Origin of the sequence: Burkholderia sp. MSMB1498, from assembly GCF_001526245.1 — a bacterium.
Taxonomy (GTDB): Bacteria; Pseudomonadota; Gammaproteobacteria; order Burkholderiales; family Burkholderiaceae; genus Burkholderia; species Burkholderia savannae.
In genome coordinates this window covers 28,578-50,330 of sequence record NZ_LOYJ01000067.1, presented here as the reverse complement: position 1 = coordinate 50,330, position 21,753 = coordinate 28,578, and the positions used below count along the sequence as shown (strand labels likewise).

The following is a 21,753-nucleotide window of genomic DNA, read 5'->3' as shown; positions in this document are numbered from 1 at the left end:
CATCGCCGCCGTCGTTCGGCCGCACTCGGCCGCCTTCAGTCGCTCACCTCGAACCGCGGCTGCAACGAGGACACCGCATCGATGGCCGCCTTCGCCGCACTCGGCACGCCGCCGCCGCGATGGATGATTTCCACCCGGAACACCGCTTTCGGCACGTCGTCGGCCGGAATCATGCTCAGCGGGAAGTGCGCGACGACGTCCAGATGCGTCAGGCAGTTCGCGCAATGCACGACGTTCCAGCGGCTCAGGATCGCCTGGTGGCCGACGTAATACTCGCGCGTCTTGCCGTTCGGATCGGCCACCGTCGCGTACACCTTCATCACGAACGAACCCTGGAATTGCGCACGATCGATGCCCGTCACCGTCAGCTTCTTCGTGCTGTTTCCACTCGGCGCGGCCAGCATCGTCTGCTTCAGCTCGGACGTGACGTCGTCGAGCGAGCCCGGGCCGTACGTGAATCCGAGCTGGTGCTCGATGTTGACGCAGTCCTCGGACGTGTAGATTCCGCCGTCGGGCTTCTTGAACGGATTGAGCGGCGTCTGGAGGTTGAGCGACTCGCCGGGGGCGAAGCCGGGCGTCGGGCCCTGCGAATCGCTCGCGTTCGTGCCCGGGTAGTTGCGGATGATGTCGAGATGGTCGGTATGGCCCGTCTGCTTCTGCCAGACCCAGAACATGCGATCGACATTGCAGTGATGGAAGAAGAAGATCGGGTCCATGCCGGCCGTGTTGTTCTCTCCCATGTCGCCGTTCGCGCCGGCGATCTGCCCGACTTCGTCGCCGGGCCCGCCGCCGAAATCGAAGCCGCCGACGGCCAGATGGATGTCGTTGTGCGGCGATTCGACGGGCGTGACGAGGCCCGGGTTCGAGCTGTTCCACACGGACGCCGAAGTCGTGTTGGAAAACACCGTGTAATTCGGCGCGGACAGGCAGCGGATGTATTCTGCATAGACGCCGTCGCGAGTCGGATTGGGATCGTCCGGCGTCGGCGAGTTGCCCTTCAGCCACGCCTTCACGTTGCTGTTGAGCAGTTCGGCGTTCTGCTCCGGCGACGGGAATTTCGCGTTGTGGATCTTCGTCTGCTCGAGCGCCTCCGGCGTTCCGACGAGGCCGGACAGCGGATAGCGCACCGTGACGTACCCCTTCGGCTTCTCGTAGATGTTGCCGTCGCCCGGCAGGCGATCCGACAGCGCTTCGGGCAACACGAACGAGCGCAGCGGATTGTCGATCTTCTTGCCGTCCAGCTCGAACGTCTCCTGGGTCAGGATCGACGGGATGCCGTGCTCGAGCGTGTACTTGTCCGTTTCGTCCCAGAACGGCATCGACACGCCCGGCACGATGCTCTGCAGCGCTTCCTCGAGCTTGTAGACGTACACCCGGTGCCAGGTCGGGAACAGCACGTTGCCGTGGTTGCAATAGCCGCCCCAGTACGGATAGATGTCCTCGGGCGGCAGATCGTCGACCGGCTTCCGATACTGGAACGGCTCGCCGTGATAGCCGCCGAGCGAGAAGAACGATTTCAAATCCGACGCCGGCAACGCCTGGATGCCGGCCCACGCGCGCACGAGATCCTCGAGCGGCTTCTTCTCGCCCTTGTCGTACAGCTTCTGAAGATCGCGCACCGACCGGCGCACTCTCAATCCATTCACGTTGGACATGTCCACTCCTTCTGTCGTGTAGCGCTGCGGGCCCTCGGCGTGCCGCGGGATTCACCGATGACCGAGCCGTTCGGCGAGCACCCGGGCGATGGTCTGCGCCATGCCGGGAAACGCGCACGTGCCGCCCTCGCCCGGCGCGAGCACGGGCGGGCGAGCGACTGAAGGATCGCCATCGGAAAATGGGGGAATGGGGTTGTACTGGATGCTGAGCTGGACCTTGCGGGCGACGAGCTCGCCGGACAGCAGCGCGATGATTTGCAGCGCTTCATCGAGCCCCGACGATATGCCGCCGCCCGTGATGCGCGTGCGATCGACGACGTAGCGCGGATAGCCCGGCACCACGTCGATGCGCGGAAACAGCGCGAGGCAGGAGCGAAACGCCCAATGCGTGGTCGCCTTGTAGCCGTCCAGATAACCGGCCGCGGCGGCGAGCAGCGCGCCCTCGCACACCGAAGCCGCATAGTCCGCCAACGCCGCCTGCCGCGCCAGGAAATCCATGCGCGCCGAATCGAGCATCAGGCGCTGCAACTCGGCGGGCTCGCCCCCCGGCACCCAGAGCAGATCGATGTGCTCGCAATCGCGAAAGCTCGGCAGATCGCCGCCGAGCGTCACACGGTCGCGCGTCGTGATGGACGGCCCGTCGAGCGAGATCAGGTGCGTTTCGCGACGCGGCGCGTCGGGGTTCACGTCGGGCTCGATCCGCGCCATCCAGTCGAACAGTTCGTGCGGCACCGCGACGTCGAGCAGATCCACGCCGTCATAGACGACGATGCCGATTCGATAGAGATCAGTTGATCGCATGGCTTGCCCTCGTTGTCTTCATCGCATCGACCATCGCCCGCGTCGCCGCGTGATGGAACATCATGCCGACCAGCATCGAGCAGACGAGCCCGTGCGCGCCCCACGGCCAGCCTGCCAGATCGGCCCATGTCTTCAGCAGCATCGCCGACAGGTTCATCGCGAACATCATCGTGCCGAGCGCGACGGCGACGTCGACGATCCGCCTCGGCAAGCGGACTCGCCGCTTTCGCTCGCCGCGCGCGCCGCACAGGATGCTCAACCCGAGCATCGCCGCAGTCGTGAACGGGAACAGGCGAACGTGCAGCGCCCAGCCCTCGACGAAAGACGCGCCGCTGCACAACGCGAGCACCGCTTCCGGATAGGTCGACGCGAAATCCGCCAGCAGTGCGCCGCTCAACGCGATCGCGCCCGCTATCGGCGACACGTCGGGCGACACGTCGGGCGACACGTCGGGCAACACGTCGCCCGGCACATCGGGCATTGCGTCGTGCGACACGTCGGCGCGCGCGTCGGGGCAAGCGCGCATCGCCCCGACGCCGGCGAACGCGATCGCGGCCACCGCGTTCCATGGCGAGAACAACGGCGCGTGCGACACGGCGACGGGCAGCACGCAAGCGGCCCAGCCCGCGAACGCGTGCCAGGCGGCGCGCGACGAGCGTGCCCGAACGAAGCCGATGCTGGATGCGCGGAACATCTGAAGATCCCCGTCATGTATTTTTCGTGTGGCACGACCGCATCCGTGCGTCGTCGTGATTCGGGTCGTGCGATTTCCGCCAGCGGCGCTTGTCTCGTCGAAGACGGGTGCCGCGCACGACCTTGTTCGACGACGAAGCATTCGCGCCAAGTCATTGCGCGTCGAATCGATCAAGCCAGGCGTGCATGCGGCTTCGTCCGCGACGAGCGTCCCGTGCGAGGCAGATATCGTCGATGCGTGCGGCCCCGTTTCGTCGGCGTTCCGGCTTTTGTCTTCTCCTTCTGCTTCCGGTTCGGTGGGGTCTCGCCGACGCGGTTGAGCGCACTCGCGCAGCGCGTCGCGAAATCGCCGGCGGCCGCACGGATGCGATGCTTCGTCGAAGGCCGTCCGGCCTTTCCCCGATCGTTCGTTCGAATGCCGAAGCATCGCCGTTCGACGCATTCCAGATCAATCTAGACGGCGGCAAAGCGAATACCCAACTGCCAGAATTGGTAGGCGCGATCGGCGCGGTGCGCCGCCGATCGCGCCCGCGCCGCCCGCGCCCTCTTCACGTAATGGACGTACCGCTCACGCGCGGCATGCGGGCGTCGGCATGCGTCCCGCGCGCACGGATATCGAAAGTCTTCCTAACGATGCGCTTCGTTAAAAAGTCCTCACGGCGAGCGCATGCGTTGGCGTCGGCGCGCCTGCGTCGATGCGTCAAACATCAGACCAAGGGAAAACCCTATAATGAGCGCTTCGGCGCGCAATGCATCCAGTCACTCGCGCCCATGTATCGAGCCACGCGCGGAGGCAGGTTCCGCGCCATTTGTCGACGCGGCCGTTGCCGCGAATCCGTCATGAAGCGAATCGGTGCGTTCTTCATCGCGAGCTGGTCAGCGGCCGCGATGCTCTACCTGGGACGGCACTCGGTGCCGATGATCGCGATGAGCGGCATCGTCGTGTTCGCCGGTTTCGACCTGCTTCGTCCGTGAGCCACGGCGGCGCGCAGGCGCGCATCGGCAACGGCGTTTATCGACGCCGTGCTGTCGGCCCCGCCCGTCGCCACGACGCAAACTACTAGAAGACCCCGTCGAAAATCAGAGATGTCGCGCGCACGCGTCACACTCTTTCATTCATCATCCTAATAAATTTCATTCGCCGTCCTTTTTCCTTTCATCATCCGTTCATCACTCAGATAGTGAACGGGCGTGTCATTTTTTCTCTGTCAACAGTGACAGCTATTCGAACTGTCAGTTACCGGACAGCGGAGTGCTCGCATACGCTTAGCGCGCTCTCGTCCCCACAAGGGACAGAGCTTGACAACGTCGCACTCTCTCAAAAGGACACACTCGATGAACAGGACCGCCGATTTTGCACTCACCCTCTCCCCGCTGTGCAGGCGCCTTGCCTGCGTGTGGCCGCTCGCGTTCGCCGCCGGCGTCGCATACGGCGCGACGGATTGGGTCGATACGCACACCCAAGCTTTCTTGAATCACGCGCAGATCGAGACGCTCGCCCGCAACGCGAACGCCGCGTCGCTCGAAGTCGCGCCCGGCGAAGCGGCGCACGTCGTGGTCAGCCTGAAGCTGCGCAATGCCGAGCAACTGAAGGCCGTCGCGCGCAACGTCAACGATCCGCATAGCTCGCAGTACCGGCAATTCATCACGAGCGCGCAGTTCCTGTCGAACTACGCGCCCACCAACGCGCAGGTGAAACAAGTCGTCGACTATCTGCGCAAGAGCGGCTTCGTCGACATTCGCGTCGCGCCGAACCGCATGCTAGTCTCCGCGCGCGGCACCGCGGGCACGGTGAAGCAAGCGTTCAACACGTCGCTCGTGCACTTCGAATACGCGGGCCGCTCGGGCTTTGCGAACGCGTCGAGCGCGCAAGTGCCGCGCGCGCTCGGCGATGTCGTCGGCTCCGTGCTCGGCCTGCAGAACGTCGCGCGCGCGCGGCCGCTCTCGAAGATCGGCGCGATCGCGAAGCCGCAGGCGCTCGCGTCCGGCACGGCGACGGGCCACTATCCGTCTGAATTCCCCGCGCTCTACGACGCGACCGGCGTGCCGACCGCAACGAACGCGACGGTCGGCATCATGACGATCGGCGGCGTGTCGCAAGCGTTGTCGGATCTGCAGCAGTTCACGAGCGCGAACGGCTATCCGGACGTGTCGACGCAAACCGTGCAGACCAACGGCTCAGGCGGCAACTACGGCGACGATCAGGAAGGCCAGGGCGAATGGGATCTCGACAGCCAGTCGATCGTCGGCTCCGCGGGCGGTCAGGTCGGACAACTGATCTTCTACATGGCCGACCTCAACGCGTCGGGCAACACCGGCCTCACGCAGGCGTTCAACCAGGCCGTGTCGGACAATGCGGCGAAAGTGATCAACGTGTCGCTCGGCTGGTGCGAGACCGACGCGAACGCCGACGGCACGCTCTCCGCCGAGGAGCAGATCTTCACGCAGGCGGCCGCGCAGGGCCAGACGTTCGCGGTGTCGTCGGGCGACGAAGGCGTCTACGAATGCAACAACCGCGGCTATCCGGACGGTTCGAACTACTCGGTATCGTGGCCCGCGTCGTCACCGCACGTGCTCGCGATCGGCGGCACGACGCTCTACACGTCGTCGTCGGGCGCGTTCTCGAACGAGACCGTGTGGAACGAAGGGCTCGACGGCAACGGCAAGCTGTGGGCGACGGGCGGCGGCATCAGCACGATCCTGCCGAATCCGTCGTGGCAGTCGGGCAGCCACCGCAAACTGCCCGACGTGTCGTTCGACGCCGCGCAAAGCACCGGCGCCTACATCTACAACTACGGCCAGTTGCAGCAGATCGGCGGCACGAGCCTGTCCGCGCCGATCTTCAGCGGCTTCTGGGCGCGAATCCTGTCGGCGAACGGCGCGAACCTCGGCTTCCCGGCCGCGCGCTTCTATCACTCGATCCTGACGCACGCGTCGCTCGTGCGCTACGACATCACGTCCGGCAACAACGGCTATCAGGGCTACGGCTACAACGCGTCGAAGGGCTGGGACTACCCGACCGGCTGGGGCAGCATCGACATCTCGAACCTGAACCAACTGATCCGCTCGGGCGGCTTCAATTGAACCGGCGTTCGTGGGCGAGCGCGGCGCGCAACCGCGCGGCGCTCGATTGACGGCAGGCGGCAGGCGACAAGCGACAAGCGCGGCGCGACCGGAGGCGCGCCGCGCCTGCTTCCGAATACCACGGCCTCAACTCACCGCGCGCTTCGCATTGCGCCCGCGCAGCCATTCGAGCGCAAGCAGCAGACAGGTCGAGAACACGATGAGGATCGTCGCGAGCGCGGCGATCGTCGGGCTGATGTTCTCGCGAATGCCGGTGAACATCTGGCGCGGCAGCGTCGTCTGGTCGGCGCCCGCGAGGAACAGCGTGACGACCACTTCGTCGAACGACGTCGCGAACGCGAACAGCGCGCCCGACATCACGCCCGGCGCGATCACGGGCAGCGTCACGCGAAAGAACGTCGTCAGCGGATTCGCGCCGAGCGACAGGCTCGCACGCACGAGATTCTGGTTGAATCCCTGCAGCGTCGCCGCGACGGTCGTCACGACGAACGGCACGCCGAGCGCCGCATGCGCGCAGATGAGCCCCGTGTACGTGTTCGCGAGGCCGAGCGGCGCGAAGAACAGATACATGCCGACGCCCACCACGACGACGGGCACGATCATCGGCGACAGCAGCACCGCCATCAGCAGGCCCTTGCCGCGAAAGTCCGCCTTCGTGAGGCCGATCGCGGCGAGCGTGCCGAGCACGGTGGCGACGAGCGTCGCCGCCGGCGCGACGATGAAGCTGTTCTTCGCGGCCATCCGCCACTCGTCGGACGCGAGCAGGTTCTCGTACCAGCGCATCGAGAAGCCCGGCATCGGATAGACGAGGAACGTGCTCGACGAGAACGACAGCGGCACGATCGCGAGCACGGGCAGGATCAGATACAGCAGCGTCAGCACGACGAGGCCGCGCAGCGCGAAATACCACGCGCGCTCGACCACCGACATGTGCGGCGCAAAGAGCGGCTTCGCAAGCAGTTTCATGTTCGTTTCCCTGTTCACCCGTCTTCGCTCAACCGAGGCTCGGTTGCGAACGCGTGAAGCGGCCGTACACCGCGTAAAGCACGAGCGTCGCGGCGAGCAACAGGCCGCCGAGCGCGCACGCCATCCCCCAGTTGATCGTCACGTTCGTGAAGTACGCGACGTAGTAGCTGACCATCTGATCATTCGGACCGCCAAGCAATGCGGGCGTGATGTAGTAGCCGATCGCGAGGATGAACACGAGCAGCGCGCCCGCGCCCACGCCCGGATAGGTCTCTGGCACGTACACGCGCCAGAACGCGGCGAACGGATGGCTGCCGAGCGACACGGCCGCGCGCTGATAGCTCGGCGGAATCGACTTCATCACGCTGTAGAGCGGCAGGATCATGAACGGCAGCAAGATGTGCGTCATCGAGATGTACACGCCGACGCGATTGAACAGCAGCGCGAGCGGCTGCGAGATCAGCCCGACGTCGATCAGCGCGCGATTGACGAGCCCCTCGCTTTGCAGCAGCACGATCCACGCGGCCACGCGCACGAGCACCGACGTCCAGAACGGAATCAGCACGAGAATCATCGCGAGATTCGCGCGGCGCTCGGGCAACGTCGAGATCCAGTATGCGAGCGGATAACCGAGCGCGAGCGCGAACAGCGTGACCGCGAAGCCGATCAGCAGCGTGCGGCCGAAGATCGCGAGATAGATCGCTTGATCGGGATCGGCGGGCACGACGCTGCCGAAGCCGTCCTGCCGGTGGTCGAGCGCCGCGAGCAGATAGAACGGCGAATAGCGGCTGCCGTTCTTCGCGATCGCCTGCCAGTACGCCGGATCGCCCCAGCGCTCGTCGAGCTCGATCAGCTTCGCGCGTACCTGGGCCGGCGCGAGCGGCGCGTTTGCGTCACGCGTCAACGGCATCGCGCGCGCGGTCTTCGCGACGAGCGACCGATAGCCGGGAATCTCGGTGTTCAGGCGTCGCGCGAGCGCGCCCATCGCCTCGCCGTCGGCGATCCGCGTGAGGTCGGCGGCAAGCGCCGCGTACGCGGCATCGGCAGGCGGCGCCTTGCGGTCCCAGCTCGACAGCGCGGCCACCGTGTGCGGCAGCGCGGTCGCGATCTCGGGATTCTGCACGGCGCGCGTGAGCAGCGCGCCGATCGGCACCACGAACACGAGCAGCAGGAATATCGCGAGCGGCGCGACGAGCAAGAGCGCCGTCGCGCGCTTCCTGGCCTCGGCCGCTTTCAGTTCACGCTTGAGCGATTGAGCCGGCGGCGCCGACTGCGTAGCGATCGTCATCGTATTCAACGGTTGTCTCCGGCCGAAACGCCGTTCGAAGGAACGCCGCGCGCGCCGCACCATGATCGCGGCGCGCGCGGCCGGTGGCTTCATCGGCTCATGCGGCCGTCACTTCGACGCCCACGCGGCGAAGCGCTGCTCGAGCTCGTCGCCGTGATCGGTCCAGAACGTGATGTTCTGCAGTACCGCGTTCTTGCCGTTCGCCGGCGAATTCGGCAGGTTCGCAAGCGTCTTCGCGTCGAGCGCCTTGATCGCGGCGACGTTCGCGGGGCCGTACGAGATGTGCTGCGCATAGGCCTGCTGCGGCTTAGGCGAGAGCGTGTACGCGATGTACTGCTCGGCGAGCGCCTTGTTCGGCGAGCCTTTGGGAATCGCCCAGTAGTCCAGATCGTAGATGCTGCCGCTCCAGACGACCTTGAGGTTCTTCCCTTCCTTTTGCGCGGCGCCGATCCGGCCGTTGTACGCGGTCGACATCACCACATCGCCCGCGACGAGAAACTGCGGCGGCTGCGCGCCCGCCTCCCACCACTGGATGTTCGGCTTCAGCTCGTCGAGCTTCTTGAACGCGCGGTCCTGGCCCGCCTTCGTCGCGAGCGCCTTGTAGACGTCCTTCGGCGCGACGCCGTCCGCCATCAGCGCGAACTCGAGGTTGTAGCGCGCGCCCTTGCGCATCCCGCGCTTGCCCGGGAATTTCTTCACGTCCCAGAAATCGGCCCAGCCGGCGGGCGCGCTCTTCAGCTTGTCCGCGTTGTACGCAAGCGCCGTCGACCAGACGAAGAAACCGACGCCGCACGTTTGCGGCGATTCGGGAATCAGATCGGACTGCTTTGCGATCTTCGTCCAGTCGAGCTTCTCGTACAGCCCTTCGTCGCAGCCGCGATTCAGATCGCCCGATTCGACCTCGACGACGTCCCAGTTCACGTGCTTCGCCTCGACCATCGCCTTCACCTTCGCCTGCTCGCCGTTGTACTCGACGGCCGTGACCTTGTTGCCGGTCGCCTTCTCGAACGGCTGGTTGAACGCGGCCTTCTGCGCGTCGCCGTTCGCGCCGCCGAAGTTGACGACGGTCAGCTCGGCCGCGCCCGCCGCCGTGCAGAACGCGGCGAGCGACAGCAGCGCGACCGCGCGGCGCGGCGTGGAGAACGTGTGGTCCATGATGTTTCCTCTCGTGACAGGTGATGAAGCGTGGTTGTTGTGCGAAACGCGATGCGTGGCGCCCGGCCTCGCGATCATGCGAAAACCCGCAGATGCTCGGGCCGGAACTCGAGCGAGATCGGCGCGCCCGGCGTGAACGCGTCGAGCGCGCCCGTGCCGAGCGGCACCTTGACGAAGCATTCGTCCTGCCCCGGCAGCGCGCAGCGCATCCGCACGTGGTCGCCGAAGTAGATGAGACTGCGCGCTTCGCCGGACAGCGCGTTTGCCGCACCGTTTGCCGCACCGTTCGCCGCGCGGCCGCCGCCCGGCGCGACGCTCATCCGCTCGGGGCGGATGCACGCGACGCCCGCCGCGCCCGCTTGCGCGCTGCCTGCGTTCAGGCCGACGAGACGCGTGCCGTCGTCGAGCCGGAATTCGCAGAACTCGCCGTTCACGCTCGCGACGGTGCCGCGCAGCCGGTTGCTGTCGCCGATGAAATTCGCGACGAATTCGTTGCACGGCGATTCATAGAGCCGATCGACGGTGTCGAGCTGCTGCACGACGCCCTTGTCGAACACCGCGACGCGATCGGACATCGTCAGCGCCTCGCCCTGATCGTGCGTCACGTAGACGAAGGTCAGCCCGAGCTTTTCGTGCAGCGCCTTCAGTTCGTACTGCATGTGTTCGCGCAGTTGCTTGTCGAGCGCGCCGAGCGGTTCGTCCATCAGCACGAGCTTCGGCTCGAACACGAGCGCGCGCGCGAGCGCGATCCGCTGCTGCTGGCCGCCCGACAGCTGCGCCGGATAGCGCTTCGCGAAGCGCTCCATCCGCACCATCTCGAGCGCGGCGGCGACGCGCGTCTTGCGCTCGGCGGCGGGCATCCGGCGCACGCTCAGCGGATAGTCGACGTTCTGCGCGACGGTCAGATGAGGAAAGAGCGCGTAATTCTGGAACACCATGCCGATGTGGCGCTTATGCGGCGGCACGTGGTTCAGCAGCTCGCCGTCGAGGCGAATCTCGCCGCCCGTCGGGAATTCGAAACCCGCGAGCATCATCAGGCACGTGGTCTTGCCCGAGCCGGACGGCCCGAGCAGCGTCAGGAATTCGCCGCGCCGGATGTCCAGATCGAGCGATTTGACGACGAGCGTTTCGCCGTCGTAGGTCTTGCGCACGCCGCGAAAGCTGACGATCGCATCATCGGTCTTCATCGTCCCGTCCCCTTTTCGTCCTGGCTCGATATTTCGAGATGCGATTCACTATACGGCGCACACGGTCCTACAATAGGGAACCATTTCAATATTTTCGGTAGAACCACTTTGGACACCGTGATCCTCTCCGACTGGCTCGCCGCGCGGCTCGAGCGGCACTCGGCCGAGCCGATGTACCGGCAACTGCTGCGCTTGATGCAGCAGGCGATCCTGTCGGGGGAGCTCACGCCCGGCACCAAGCTGCCGAGCTCGCGCACGCTCGCGACCGATCTCGCGATCGCGCGCAATACCGTGCTGCACGTGTACGACCAGTTGACGACCGAAGGCTACGTGCTGACGACGACGGGCAGCGGCACCTACGTCGCCGATACGCGCCCCGACGCCGCGGCGATGCGCGCACAAGCCGGCGCGCACACGCACGCGTCGGACGAGTCGCTCGCCGCGCGGCAGCGCGCGCACGGCGCGCTGTCGACGCGCGGCGCGCAGCTCATCGAGCACGCGGGCGTGTCGCGCCGCCAGTGGGGGGCGTTCATGCCGGGCGTGCCTGACGTGTCGGAGTTTCCGGCGCGCACGTGGAGCCGCTTGCAGGCGCGGCTGTGGAAGGAAGCGAATCCCGAGCTGCTCACCTACGCGCCGGGCGGCGGCTACCGGCCGCTGCGCCGGGCGCTGTCGGACTATCTGCGCGTCGCGCGCTCAGTCAAATGCTCGCCCGACCAGATCATCATCACGACCGGAATTCATCAGTCGATCGACCTGTCGGTGCGGCTCCTCGCGGACGTCGGCGATCGCGCGTGGGTCGAGGAGCCATGCTACTGGGGCGTGCGCAGCGTGCTGCAAGCGGCGGGCCTCGTGCTCGCGCCCGTGCCCGTCGATCACGAAGGGCTCGCGCCGCGCGCGCAGGATCTGAAGCATCCGCCGCGGCTCGCGCTCGTCACGCCGTCGCATCAATATCCGCTCGGCATGGTGATGAGCCTCGCACGGCGGCGGATGCTGCTCGAATATGCACGGCAGCATCAATGCTGGATCATCGAGGACGATTACGACAGCGAGTTCCGCTACGGCAGCCGGCCGCTCGCGTCGCTGCAGGGGCTCGACGACGCGGGCCGCGTGATCTACGTCGGCAGCCTCGGCAAGATGCTGTTCCCGAGCCTGCGGCTCGGCTACATGGTGGTGCCCGAGCATCTCGTCGAAACGTTCAGGACGGGGCTGTCCGAGCTGTATCGCGAAGGACAGTTGATGCAACAGGCGGTGCTCGCCGAGTTCATCATGGACGGCTATCTGACGTCGCACGTGCGCCGGATGCGCGCGCTGTACGGCGAGCGCCGGCAGTTGCTGATCGATGCGATCCGCGCGCGCTTCGGCGACGCGCTGCCGGTGATGGGCGACGAAGCGGGCCTGCACCTCGTGATCGGACTGCCGAACGGCTGCGATGATCGTGCGATCACGCAAACCGCGTTCGACGCGGGCGTGATCGTGCGTCCGCTCACCACGTATTACAACCATGCGCAGACGGCGCGCGAGGGCTTGCTGCTCGGCTATGCGTGCGTGCCGAACGAGCGGATCGCGCCTGCGTTCGATACGCTCGCGCAAACAATCGAAGTGCATCTGGATCGAAGCGGGAAGCGGCGTGTCGCGTGATGTGCGTGATGTGCGTGATGCGCGTGATGCGCGGCAGACGCGGCATAACCGGGCACGCGCGCGCCCCGCTCTCGAACGAGGGATGCGCACACGCACGCGCGCATGCCGCATGCGCGCGTGCCCGACGCGCTATTGCGTCTGCGTCGCCGCGCCGCCGCGATCGAGCGACGCCGCGCGCAGCGCCTCGCCCGGCTCCGTGAAATAGCGCTGCCGCAGCTGCGCGACCTGCGCGTCGCGATCCTGCGGCGCCAGATTCTGCGCATCGATCTGCGCGCGCTGCGCCGCATACTCGTCGTACTTCGCACGCCACGCGTCATTCGCCTGCTGCATCTTCGCGACGCGATCCGCGGCTTGCGCGCCGAGCGATTGCGCGAGCTGCGCGCGCATTTCGTCGGGCGACGCCCCCGACTTCTGCAGTTGCGCGATCTGCGCGATCGCATCCTTCTGCTGCTTTTCACGCGCGAGCTCGGTGCGTTGATCGAGCGGCAACTGCTGCTCGAGCGCCGCGAGGCGCGCGGCCTTCTGCGCATCCGTCAGCGACGCGTCCTGCATGATCCTCAACCGCGCGAGATCGTAGCGCTGCCGCTGCTGCTCGGCGCCGAAGAACGGCGCGCTCCAGTCGCCGAGCGTGCGGCTCGCGATCGACGCGCGCTGATCGAGCGCGAGCTGCATCGTCGCGAGATCGAACTTGTTGCCGGGCGCGCCGCCGTCCGGCAGCTTCGCGAGCTCGGCGAGATATGCGCGATAGCGTTTCCACACGTCGAGCGCCTCGCCCTGCGCGACCGTGCCGTCGAGCTGCGCGGCGATCTCGCGCGAGACGAGCGCATCGAGCGCCTGCGGGCTCAGCTCGTTCTGCGCGCTCAGGCAGTAATCGAAGAAGTCGCGCACCGCGCGCACTTTTGCGAGATGGCCTTGCGCATCGAGCGGCAAATGCGGCGCGGACGAGCCCGCCAGCGACTTCGGCAGCGCGTTCGCGCCGGAACCCGCATCGGCGCCCGCCGCCGCGACGGCGGGCGCCGATGCGGCGGCGGCGGGCGCGACGCCGGCCGCGCCGGCATCGTGCTTCGCCGGCGCGCCGACGACGTACCAAACCGCGCCGGCCGCAACGACGCCGGCCGCCCCATAGAGCGCGACGCGTCGCGCGATGCCGCCTTCACCCTTCATCGATCACACACCCTGCGTCTTCAGCCGGTTCGCATGCGTGCGGATCACCGCAACCGGGTCTTCCGCATACGCGCCGCGCACGCCGAGCAGCTGATTGATCTCGTCGAGGTGATTCCACTTGTAGCTCGTGCTGAGCACCTGGCCGTACAGCGAGCTGCAACGCGACACGAGTCCGTCGTTCGCGCCGGAACCGCGATTGATCATCACCGTGCCGGAGCCGAGCATCGCGAGCGTCGACGGATCGAGCGCATTCGCCGGATCGACGACCGGAATCGTGCTCGTATCGGTCGCGCCCGTCACGCCGAGAATCGACACCGTCGGCTGAATCGCCGTGCCGCCCCACGAATACAGCAGATGCGTGTTGCCGCCGACCGTCTCGGTCGGCGCGCCCGTCTGGCACGAGCCCGGCGCGCCGAGCCCCGCGCTCGGATAGTTCTGGTTGTAGGTTGCGGTCTGCGCCGTCGTGAGCGTCTTCAGCGCGGCGAGCGCGTTCTGGTTCGTGTTGTTGTTGCTGCTCGTCAGGATGCCGAACACATTGACGAACGCGGCGATCACCGACGACGACAGGCCCGTCGGATCGTAAGCCAGCACGGTCTGCACGAAGTCGGCGAACTCCGAGCCTCGATGCGGCGTGCCGATCGTCGTCACCGACGCGACGAGCTGCGGCGCGACCGCAGCAACGTAGCGCGAGGTGAGCCCGCCCTGGCTGTGGCCGATCAGGTTCACCTTCGACGCGCCCGTCGCGGCGAGCACCTGCTGCACGTACGCGAGCAGTTGCTCGCCGCGGCCGTTCGGCCCGTCGTCGCTCTGGAAGCCGGACAGGTTCGCGACGTAGACGGTCGCGCCGTGCGCCTGCAGATCTTCCTGGATGCCGTACCAATATTCGAGAACGTTCGCGTATTTGTCGGTGCCGGTCAGGCCGTGCACGAGGATGATCGGGTATTTGGTCGCCGCGTAGGTGTCCACGGCTGTCGTCGCCGCCGCGGCGGATTGCATGCCTGCAAGCGAGAGGAAGGTTCCGATGCTCGCGGCGGGCGCCGCGCTCATCGCGAATGCAACGGCTGCCGCTACTGCTTTGGATCGCATCGATCTGGCCATGTACGTCTCCTGTTGTTTGAATCGTATCGGATGGGGATATCGCTTCTGTTCGCATGACTACGTTTCGCACCGCGCGAAGACGCAGCCCGCACGCCGACACAGTTGCACGGCCCAACGATGCTGCCTAGGGCTCGATGACGATCTTTGACGATTTAAACGAACGCCCCCCTGCGTCGGCTAACGGAGTGAAGCATGCCTAACGAAAATTTTCCGTCGGTTAGACGCGGCTCTCTAATCGATTGACGCTAGCGGCGATGCGAAGCGGGTAGACCGCCCGCATCGCGGATGCTGCACCGCGATGCGAGGGAAAGGAAGGGACCGGCGAAAGCTTAGAGCTTGGTGCTCAAGCGGACCCAGGCGGTGCGGCCGGGCTCCGTGACGGGCATGTTCGCCGGGTAGCCGAAGCCGGCGTTGCCCGCGAGGTTCAGGTGCTCCGCATAAGCCTTGTCGAGCACGTTGTCGATGCCGACCGAGATCTGCACCGCCTTGCTCACGTTGTACTGCGCGTGCAGCGACAGCACGCCGAAACCGGCGCTCGGGCCGAAGTCCTTGCCGACGACGTTGCCCTCGTTCAGGGCATAGCGATGTTGCGGCGCAACGACTCGCCACAACCCGCCCGCCGACCACGGCCCGCGCGAGTATTCGACGCCCAAGCGCGCTTCGAGCGGCGGCATCTGCGGCAGCGGCGCGCCGCTTTGCACGTTGCGTCCCCACGCATACGCGAGCGACGCGTCGAAGCGCCACGGCGCGAGCGGTCGCCACGAAGCGCCGACTTCGCCGCCCATGATCTGCGCGTTGACGTTCGTCGCCTGGGTCGTCTGCCCCATCGGGCCCGTCGCGTAGTCGAACAGGATGAAATCCTGCACGTAGCCCGCATACGCGGACACCCACGCGTCCAGCTTGTCGCTCTTGTACTGCGCGCCGACGTCGAGCTGCGTCGTCTTCTCGGGCTCGATCGCCGAGAACGCGTTGACCGATCCGGCGGGCCCGCGCTTCGCCGAGAACAGTTCCCAATAATCAGGAAAGCGTTCCGTGTGACCGATTCCCGCGTACCACGTGACGGGCAGCGACGCGAGATCGCGCTCGTAGCGCACGAAGCCGCTCGGCAGCACGCGCGAGCGCAGATCGTCGAACGTCGGGTTGCGCATGCTCATCATCATGCCGCTGATCATCGCGCGCTTGTCGCGCGCAGCCGCGTAATCGATTCGCGCGCCGCCGATCACGCGCGACGCATCGCTCGCATACCAGGTCAGCTCGCCGAACGCGCCCGCGTTCCACATGTTCGCCTGCGGATTCCACGGCATGTCGCCGTAGTTCTGCATTCCCATCGCCGAGCGCGAATCGAGGCGGTTCGACTGCGCGTCGACGCCCGTCACGAGCTTGAACGCGTCGGTGAAGCGCAGCGTCGCCGCGACGCGCGCGCCGAACGTGCGGCGACGCACTTCGGACGCCATGCGCATCGGCATGCTGCTCGTCGGATCGGGCATGCGCAGCGTGTAGTTGTCCATCACGTGATCGGCTTCGTTGTAGAAGACCTGCGCCTCGATCCGGTCGAGCACGTCGCCGATGTGCTTCTTGTCGAACTTCAAGCCGAACGTCTCGCGCCGGAAGTGCGCGCCGTCCATCCCACGGCCCGCGTAGCGCGCGTAGCCGTCGCCCGTGCCCGCCGTCAGCTCGAGCCGCGTGTTGTCGTCGGGCGTCCAGCCGAGCGCCGCGTCGGCATTCCATTTGTCCCACTGCGACGGCACCGTGCGGCCGTTGCCGTCCTCGTAATCCTGCGAATGCGCGTGGTTCGCGCTCACGCGGCCGTAGAAGTCCGGCGTGCCGGCCGTCACGTCGACGTTCTGGTCGTTGCGCCCGAACGAGCCGCCCACGACGCTGCCCTCGAAGCGCATGCCCGGCGTCTTGAAGCGCGGCGTCACGCGCTCGAACAGTACCGTGCCGGCGGACGCGCCCGGTCCGTACAAGACGGTCTGCGGCCCCTTGACGACCGTCACCTTGTCATAGCTCTCGGGCGCGATGTACGACGTCGGCGCGTCCATCCGGCCTGGGCACGCGCCGAGCGTCGGCATGCCGTTCGCGACGATGTTCAGGCGCGAGCCGAACATCCCGCGCAGCACCGGATCGCCGTTCGTGCCGCCGCTGCGGATCGACGCGAAGCCGGGAATCGTCTTCAGATAATCGGCGCCGTCGCTCGCGGGCAGCGGCTGGCGCGGCGTTTTCGGATCGGTGACGACGACGAGCGGCGTCGATTCGGGCGCCGCGACGACCTCGATCGTCGGCAGCACGGGCGCGTCCGCCGGCGTGCTGGTCGGCGTATTGCTCGTCGTGCTGCTCGTCGTGCTGCTCGTCGCGCCGGCCGCATCGTGCCGGTGTCCCGGCCCGGCCGTCTGCGCGACGGCCGGCGCGAGGTGGAAGGCGCCCGCCGCGAGCGCGGGGACGGTCAGGCTGATCGCGCGCCGCCGGCGGCGCGCACGGTCTCCACGCGCGGCGTGCGCGTGACACAAGAACTTGGATGTCATGAATCGAAACTCGAAAGACGCCCCTTCCGCGCGATCGTCGGATCGAACGGATGCGGGGACGGCATGAATGGAAATGAAATCAGGCGTTCAGGCGTCTTTCGGCGGGGCGCGCGGATAGGCGCGCGTGTAGCGCTCGAGCGAAGGCTCGACTGCGCGAGAGAAGACGGCCGGCGCGACGGCCGCCACGTGCGCGGAGAAGACGGAGGGCGCGGCCACGCCGATCGCCGGGCCGTGCGCGAAGAATGCGCAATATCCGCAGGCGTCGAGATGCAGCGCATGGTGCGCGCCGCCGTGCGCTGCATCGCCCGGCGCGACGCCCGCTTCGACCGCCCGAGCGTGGTGCTCGTCGCCGCAGATCACGGCATCGGAACGCGCGGCGAGCCGCGCGTTCGCCTGCGAGACGAGCGGCGCGACGATCGCCAACCAGATCGCAAGCATGCCCAGCCAGGCAGTCAGTTTGCGGAATCGGTTGGACATGGCGCGGTGTTGCGTAAAGGAAATGTAAAGCCGCCCGAATGTTACAGAATGTTTGCGGGCTTGGATAGCGCGAAACGGTCGCGGTCGCGGTCTCCGCCGCAGGCGCAGGCGCCGTCGCCGTCGCCGTCGCAGGTGCAGGTGCAGGTGCAGTCGCGGGTGCGGGTGCGGGTGCGGGTGCGGGTGCGGGTGCGGGTGCGGGTGCGGGGCTGCAGCGGCTGCGGGGCTGCAGCTGCGCGCCAGCCGCGCACGCGCATCGTTGCATCCGCAACGATGCGCGCCGTGAAGACCAAGCGCGTCAGAACGTCATTCTGCGCAGCGTCTCGTCGCGCTTCACGAAGTGATGCCAGAGCGCGGCGAGCGCGTGCAGGCCGATCACGTAATAGAACACGTTGCCGATCAATTCGTGCGCTTCCTTGATCGCCGGGCGCAGGCCCGGATTCGGGCTGAACAGCGTGAACGACCAGTCGATCCATGCGAGCGTCACGGGCTTGCCGCCGAAGTTCAGCGTCATGATGCCGAGAAGCGGCTGCGCCACGATGAACACGTACAGCGCGAGATGCGCGAGCTTCGCGAGCAGCGCGAGCCACGCCGGCTGCGGCAATTCGTCCGGCGCGCGGCTCGCGAAGCGCCAGACGATCCGCAGCGCCGCAAACGCCAGCACGAGCGCGCCGGCAAGGTAATGGACGTTCGACCAGAACACCCGGCTGTCGGTGCCCTTCGGCCCGCGCACCTCGATCGCGAGATACGCGAGCGCGACGAGCAGGAAGATCGCCCAATGGAAGAAGACGGCGGGACGGTTGTAGCGCGCCTGGCCGGCAAGGATGCGATTCATGATTCGTCTCGTTCGTATTGAGGGGGACCACTGCATCGCGCGCCGTATCGCGCGCGACGTCATCGGATTGTAATGACGCGCGATGCGTGGGCCATGCGGCTGAATCAAGTTTCCGCGCGATCGCGGGCCGAGGATCGCCGCTCGCATGACGCTCAGGCTCGGGTAGAGCCGCATGTCGGTGTAGCGATGCTTGAACTATTCTCGATTCAATATTCGAGCGGTCGGGCACGGTTGTGCCACGACGCCCGCGTCATCGCAACACGCAAGGCCCCATCATGCAGAAAGCCGCTTTTGTCTCAGCCTACAGGCTCGCTGGCTGCGGGCTGATCCTTTCCGCGACGTGCCATAGCATCGCACTCAGATGGAACGCGCCGACCTTTCGGCTCGACAATTTCCTTAGCTACTTCACCCAACTCAGCAGCCTGTACACGGCCATCGTGCTGCTCGCGGGCCTGTGGCTCGCGGCGAAGCCGCCGTCACGACGATACGAGTCCGCGCGCGGCGCCGTCGTGCTCTACATGGCGATCACGGGCATCGTCTACGAGTTGCTGCTTGCGCATCTGGACGCGGTGCATCACGCGACGCCTTATTACACGAACTGGATCTTGCATCGGATCATACCGGTCGCGGTGTTTCTCGACTGGCTGTACGTCGCGCCGCGCGTGCGGATCGACTGGTCGCAGCTCGCGCGCTGGCTTGCGTTTCCGGTCGCGTATCTCGGCTATACGCTCGTGCGCGGCGCGCTCATCGACTGGTATCCGTATCCGTTCGTCGATCCGCGCACGCACGGCTATATGATGGTCGCCGCGTACAGCGGCGCGATCGCGGCGGGCAGCCTCGGATTCGCCGCGCTGATCGTGCTGCTCGGCAACCGTGCCGGCTCGCTCGCGCCGCAGACGGAGCACGCCTGACGACGTTGCCGCGCATTCGCGCGCCGCGGATCGCCGGCCCGACGCGGCAGCGCCGCGAAGCAGGCCGCGCTCCGCTCGGCAAGCGGCGCGCGCGGCCGTTCAGTAGCCGTTACGTGGCAGCAGCCCGAGCGGATCGACGGCCTTGCCGTTGCGCCGCACTTCGAACTCGAACGTCGAGCGGCCGCTCGCGTCGGTCGACATCTCCGCAACCGGCTCGCCCGCGCTCACCGCGTCGCCCTCGCTGACGAGCAGCTTCTCGTTGTGCCCGTACGCGGTGATGAGCCCGTTCTCGTGCTTCAGGATCACGAGCGGACCATAGGCGGCAACGCCCGATCCTGCATACACGACGCGCCCGGGCGCGGCGGCGCGCACCGTGCGGTCGCCGCCCGTCGCCGTGATTACGATTCCGTGGTTCTTGCCGGCGCCGAACGGCGCTGTCACGGTGCCGTGCGCGGGCCACGCGAGCGCCGGCGCAGCCGCTTCCGGCTGCGCGGCGGCGGGCGGCGGCGCAAGCGTCGTCGTGCTCGGCGGCGGCGCGACGCGCAGCACCTGGCCGGGCGCCAACATGTCGGTCGGCGCCAGGTGGTTCCAGCTCGCGATATCCAGCGTGCGCTGCCCGAACGCGGACGCGATGCTCGCGAGCGTATCGCCCGAATTCACACGGTAATAGCCGGCCAGCACGCCGGACGATGCGCGTGGCGCCGGCTGCTGCGGCACGTGCGTCGGTTGCCACGAATCGGTCCACGGCGTCACCGTGCAACCGCCGACGAGTGCCGCGCCCGCCGCGACGAGCATCGCGCGCACCGTCCAGCCCACGTCGGGCCGTTCGACGAACAGAATTCTTCTCAAGCGTACCTCCATCAATTCACTTCACTGCGGCCACGCGCCCCACCGTTCCGACCTTCGCGCGCGATCGGCCAAATCGCATCGGGCCGAGCCGCGCAAGCCGCCCCGAGTCCGACCAGGCCATATCGAGCCCGGCCGGGCAGGCGAGGCCGCGTCACGCCGAACGGCGTCCGGCCACACCGCGTCATGCCGAGCCGCGTCCTGCGAACCGGGCCGCAACCGGCCGCATGGGGCCGACATGCATCGGGACGAACCGCGCCCGGCCGCGCTGCGCTCGACCGGGCCAGCGCACCGCGAATCGCGACCTGGCCATCCCGATCGGACCTCAAACGCTGCCTTCGGTTTCGACGACGAGAATCCGCGCCTCGCCGATCGGGCACGCGACGTGTTCCGTCCCCGTCGACGCGAAGAAAATGTCGCCCGCGTCGAGAACGGCCACCTGCTCGCCGCCGGCGTCGCGATAGCGCATCTCGACCTGGCCGTCGAGCACGACGAACACCTCCTCGCCGTCGTTCACGTGCCATTTGTACGGCTGATCCGTCCAATGCAGGCGGGTCGTGATGCCGCGCATGTTGGCGATGTCGACGGCGCCCCACGCGCGCGGCGCGGTGAAACTCTTGCTGCGGATGATCTTCATGGGCAGGTCCGTGGGCGTCGCCGCGGCCGGTGCGACGATTGCACGGCCCAGCCGGACGGATAGTAACTCGCCCGACCTGCCCGATGTAAATTGCCCGGGGTCGGCCGGTCGGCCAACCCTGTCCGGCAAGCAGCGCTTGCGCGCCGCGAGGAGCGGCGTCGCGCCAACAACTGCCGGCCCGTCGGCCGCCCGGATCGGGTCGGGCCGCGTATGCCGTATATGAATGCCCTGGCCTTTGGGCCGCGCCGAAACAGCACCCGACGCCGGCCGGCGCGCCGCCGCGCATTTTCCCGCCCCAAAAGACTCAGCCCGCGCGCTCCATCGAATGGAACGCGCGGGCTGAGTGGACTGCCATGCGCCGGCCTGGATTCGCCGCGCCCGCGTTCAACCGCGGCGCGCGACGGACGACCGTGCCGCTCAACGGCCCTTGTAGACCGGTGCGCCGTCGGCGATGCGCTTGACCTTGTTCGGCGCGCCGGCTTCGGCGGCGGCCGCCGGCTGGGCACCGTAACCGCTCGTGTCGGCTTGCGCGGCAACATTTTGTTGGCCGTGGATCTTGGCTTCCGCAGCCTGGATTTCCTCGGGGTAATTCACGCGGTCGGCGGCCGGGTTGTAACCCGCTTGCTCGAGCTGGATCAGCTCGGCCTTGACTTGCGCGCGAGTCACCGGCCCGTTCGATTGCTGAGCGAACGAAACGGCGGGAACGGCGAGAGCGGCGGCAACTGCGACGGTAGCGATAAGCGATTTCATGATCAAACCTCCGTGACTTTTTTTGCTTCGCCGCAAGCACCATGCGAGC

19 protein-coding genes are annotated in these 21,753 nt (G+C 67.0%); 4 read left to right on the top strand and 15 right to left on the bottom strand.

The features are described from left to right. Positions 1-35: 35 nt before the first annotated feature. From WS91_RS13995 to WS91_RS13985, 3 genes are read right to left on the bottom strand one after another with little or no spacing between them, the layout of a single operon-like run. The gene (locus WS91_RS13995) at positions 36-1,655 is read right to left on the bottom strand and encodes a tyrosinase family protein (protein WP_059670443.1); all 1,620 of its coding nucleotides are present in this window, start codon (positions 1,653-1,655) and stop codon (positions 36-38) included. A gap of 51 nt (positions 1,656-1,706) precedes the next feature. Further along, positions 1,707-2,456: a DJ-1/PfpI family protein gene (locus tag WS91_RS13990; protein WP_038743485.1), complete on the bottom strand. Its 750-nt coding sequence runs from the start codon at positions 2,454-2,456 to the stop codon at positions 1,707-1,709. Next, on the bottom strand, positions 2,443-3,150 hold the full coding sequence (locus tag WS91_RS13985) for a hypothetical protein (protein ID WP_059670442.1): 708 nt from the start codon (positions 3,148-3,150) through the stop codon (positions 2,443-2,445). The genes WS91_RS13990 and WS91_RS13985 overlap by 14 nt, the downstream gene beginning before the upstream one ends. 368 nt (positions 3,151-3,518) lie before the next feature. On the opposite strand from WS91_RS13985, the gene WS91_RS36835 reads away from it, so the two are divergent. Continuing rightward, positions 3,519-4,124 (top strand): hypothetical protein, encoded by a 606-nt coding sequence (locus WS91_RS36835; RefSeq protein ID WP_186448674.1) that lies wholly within the window; start codon positions 3,519-3,521, stop codon positions 4,122-4,124. A gap of 360 nt (positions 4,125-4,484) precedes the next feature. After that, positions 4,485-6,233, top strand: coding sequence for a S53 family peptidase (locus WS91_RS13980; RefSeq protein WP_059670441.1), 1,749 nt, complete (start codon positions 4,485-4,487; stop codon positions 6,231-6,233). Positions 6,234-6,359: 126 nt separating this feature from the next. Here the strand turns inward: WS91_RS13980 and WS91_RS13975 are convergent, their stop codons facing one another. The 4 genes from WS91_RS13975 to WS91_RS13960 all read right to left on the bottom strand — a co-directional run bounded on the left by WS91_RS13975 (position 6,360) and on the right by WS91_RS13960 (position 10,829). Then, positions 6,360-7,199, bottom strand: coding sequence for an ABC transporter permease (locus WS91_RS13975; RefSeq protein WP_038743860.1), 840 nt, complete (start codon positions 7,197-7,199; stop codon positions 6,360-6,362). A 28-nt stretch (positions 7,200-7,227) separates the two neighbouring features. Further along, on the bottom strand, positions 7,228-8,487 hold the full coding sequence (locus WS91_RS13970) for an ABC transporter permease (protein ID WP_059670522.1): 1,260 nt from the start codon (positions 8,485-8,487) through the stop codon (positions 7,228-7,230). Between the two features lie 108 nt (positions 8,488-8,595). Next, on the bottom strand, positions 8,596-9,642 hold the full coding sequence (locus WS91_RS13965; RefSeq protein WP_059670440.1) for an ABC transporter substrate-binding protein: 1,047 nt from the start codon (positions 9,640-9,642) through the stop codon (positions 8,596-8,598). 74 nt (positions 9,643-9,716) lie between these two features. Beyond that, complete coding sequence (locus WS91_RS13960; RefSeq protein ID WP_059670439.1) at positions 9,717-10,829, bottom strand: ABC transporter ATP-binding protein; 1,113 nt, start codon at positions 10,827-10,829, stop codon at positions 9,717-9,719. A 108-nt stretch (positions 10,830-10,937) separates the two neighbouring features. Between WS91_RS13960 and pdxR the strand changes: the two genes are divergently transcribed. Continuing rightward, a complete protein-coding gene (gene pdxR, locus WS91_RS13955) occupies positions 10,938-12,467 on the top strand; it encodes a MocR-like pyridoxine biosynthesis transcription factor PdxR (protein WP_038743473.1) in 1,530 nt (509 codons plus the stop codon). 129 nt (positions 12,468-12,596) lie between these two features. On the opposite strand, the gene WS91_RS13950 is transcribed toward pdxR, so the two are convergent. The 5 genes from WS91_RS13950 to WS91_RS13930 all read right to left on the bottom strand — a co-directional run bounded on the left by WS91_RS13950 (position 12,597) and on the right by WS91_RS13930 (position 18,560). Beyond that, positions 12,597-13,631 (bottom strand): lipase secretion chaperone, encoded by a 1,035-nt coding sequence (locus tag WS91_RS13950; RefSeq protein ID WP_038743470.1) that lies wholly within the window; start codon positions 13,629-13,631, stop codon positions 12,597-12,599. A 3-nt stretch (positions 13,632-13,634) separates the two neighbouring features. Further along, positions 13,635-14,729, bottom strand: coding sequence for an esterase/lipase family protein (locus tag WS91_RS13945; RefSeq protein WP_059576334.1), 1,095 nt, complete (start codon positions 14,727-14,729; stop codon positions 13,635-13,637). 329 nt (positions 14,730-15,058) lie between these two features. Next, positions 15,059-17,251: a TonB-dependent copper receptor gene (locus WS91_RS13940; protein ID WP_059670438.1), complete on the bottom strand. Its 2,193-nt coding sequence runs from the start codon at positions 17,249-17,251 to the stop codon at positions 15,059-15,061. 87 nt (positions 17,252-17,338) lie between these two features. Next, positions 17,339-17,728: a DUF2946 domain-containing protein gene (locus tag WS91_RS13935; protein WP_038743464.1), complete on the bottom strand. Its 390-nt coding sequence runs from the start codon at positions 17,726-17,728 to the stop codon at positions 17,339-17,341. A 295-nt stretch (positions 17,729-18,023) separates the two neighbouring features. Then, entirely contained in the window at positions 18,024-18,560 is a 537-nt protein-coding gene (locus WS91_RS13930; protein ID WP_038743462.1) for a cytochrome b, read from the bottom strand. A 275-nt stretch (positions 18,561-18,835) separates the two neighbouring features. Between WS91_RS13930 and WS91_RS13925 the strand changes: the two genes are divergently transcribed. Then, positions 18,836-19,471, top strand: a complete 636-nt coding sequence (locus tag WS91_RS13925; protein WP_038743460.1) for a Pr6Pr family membrane protein — start codon at positions 18,836-18,838, stop codon at positions 19,469-19,471. Between the two features lie 99 nt (positions 19,472-19,570). On the opposite strand, the gene WS91_RS13920 is transcribed toward WS91_RS13925, so the two are convergent. From WS91_RS13920 to WS91_RS13910, 3 genes are all read right to left on the bottom strand, one after another. After that, positions 19,571-20,320 (bottom strand): peptidoglycan DD-metalloendopeptidase family protein, encoded by a 750-nt coding sequence (locus tag WS91_RS13920; protein WP_186448652.1) that lies wholly within the window; start codon positions 20,318-20,320, stop codon positions 19,571-19,573. Between the two features lie 322 nt (positions 20,321-20,642). Then, positions 20,643-20,954 carry a cupin domain-containing protein gene (locus tag WS91_RS13915; protein WP_059576346.1) on the bottom strand — a complete coding sequence of 104 codons (312 nt, stop codon included), beginning with the start codon at positions 20,952-20,954 and terminating at the stop codon, positions 20,643-20,645. A gap of 417 nt (positions 20,955-21,371) precedes the next feature. Continuing rightward, entirely contained in the window at positions 21,372-21,704 is a 333-nt protein-coding gene (locus WS91_RS13910; RefSeq protein ID WP_038743454.1) for a DUF4148 domain-containing protein, read from the bottom strand. Positions 21,705-21,753 lie beyond the last annotated feature (49 nt).

Bases quoted from the DNA above. Each gene is read 5' to 3' on its own strand.
- WS91_RS13960 (WP_059670439.1), bottom strand. From the start codon at position 10,829: ATGAAGACCGATGATGCGATCGTCAGCTTTCGCGGCGTGCGCAAGACC.
- WS91_RS13940 (WP_059670438.1), bottom strand. From the start codon at position 17,251: ATGACATCCAAGTTCTTGTGTCACGCGCACGCCGCGCGTGGAGACCGT.
- WS91_RS13965 (WP_059670440.1), bottom strand. From the start codon at position 9,642: ATGGACCACACGTTCTCCACGCCGCGCCGCGCGGTCGCGCTGCTGTCG.
- WS91_RS13995 (WP_059670443.1), bottom strand. From the start codon at position 1,655: ATGTCCAACGTGAATGGATTGAGAGTGCGCCGGTCGGTGCGCGATCTT.
- WS91_RS13935 (WP_038743464.1), bottom strand. From the start codon at position 17,728: ATGTCCAACCGATTCCGCAAACTGACTGCCTGGCTGGGCATGCTTGCG.
- WS91_RS13980 (WP_059670441.1), top strand. From the start codon at position 4,485: ATGAACAGGACCGCCGATTTTGCACTCACCCTCTCCCCGCTGTGCAGG.
- WS91_RS13950 (WP_038743470.1), bottom strand. From the start codon at position 13,631: ATGAAGGGTGAAGGCGGCATCGCGCGACGCGTCGCGCTCTATGGGGCG.
- WS91_RS13985 (WP_059670442.1), bottom strand. From the start codon at position 3,150: ATGTTCCGCGCATCCAGCATCGGCTTCGTTCGGGCACGCTCGTCGCGC.
- WS91_RS13930 (WP_038743462.1), bottom strand. From the start codon at position 18,560: ATGAATCGCATCCTTGCCGGCCAGGCGCGCTACAACCGTCCCGCCGTC.
- WS91_RS13915 (WP_059576346.1), bottom strand. From the start codon at position 20,954: ATGAAGATCATCCGCAGCAAGAGTTTCACCGCGCCGCGCGCGTGGGGC.
- WS91_RS13945 (WP_059576334.1), bottom strand. From the start codon at position 14,729: ATGGCCAGATCGATGCGATCCAAAGCAGTAGCGGCAGCCGTTGCATTC.
- WS91_RS13925 (WP_038743460.1), top strand. From the start codon at position 18,836: ATGCAGAAAGCCGCTTTTGTCTCAGCCTACAGGCTCGCTGGCTGCGGG.
- WS91_RS13970 (WP_059670522.1), bottom strand. From the start codon at position 8,487: ATGACGATCGCTACGCAGTCGGCGCCGCCGGCTCAATCGCTCAAGCGT.
- WS91_RS13975 (WP_038743860.1), bottom strand. From the start codon at position 7,199: ATGAAACTGCTTGCGAAGCCGCTCTTTGCGCCGCACATGTCGGTGGTC.
- WS91_RS13990 (WP_038743485.1), bottom strand. From the start codon at position 2,456: ATGCGATCAACTGATCTCTATCGAATCGGCATCGTCGTCTATGACGGC.
- WS91_RS36835 (WP_186448674.1), top strand. From the start codon at position 3,519: ATGCTTCGTCGAAGGCCGTCCGGCCTTTCCCCGATCGTTCGTTCGAAT.
- WS91_RS13910 (WP_038743454.1), bottom strand. From the start codon at position 21,704: ATGAAATCGCTTATCGCTACCGTCGCAGTTGCCGCCGCTCTCGCCGTT.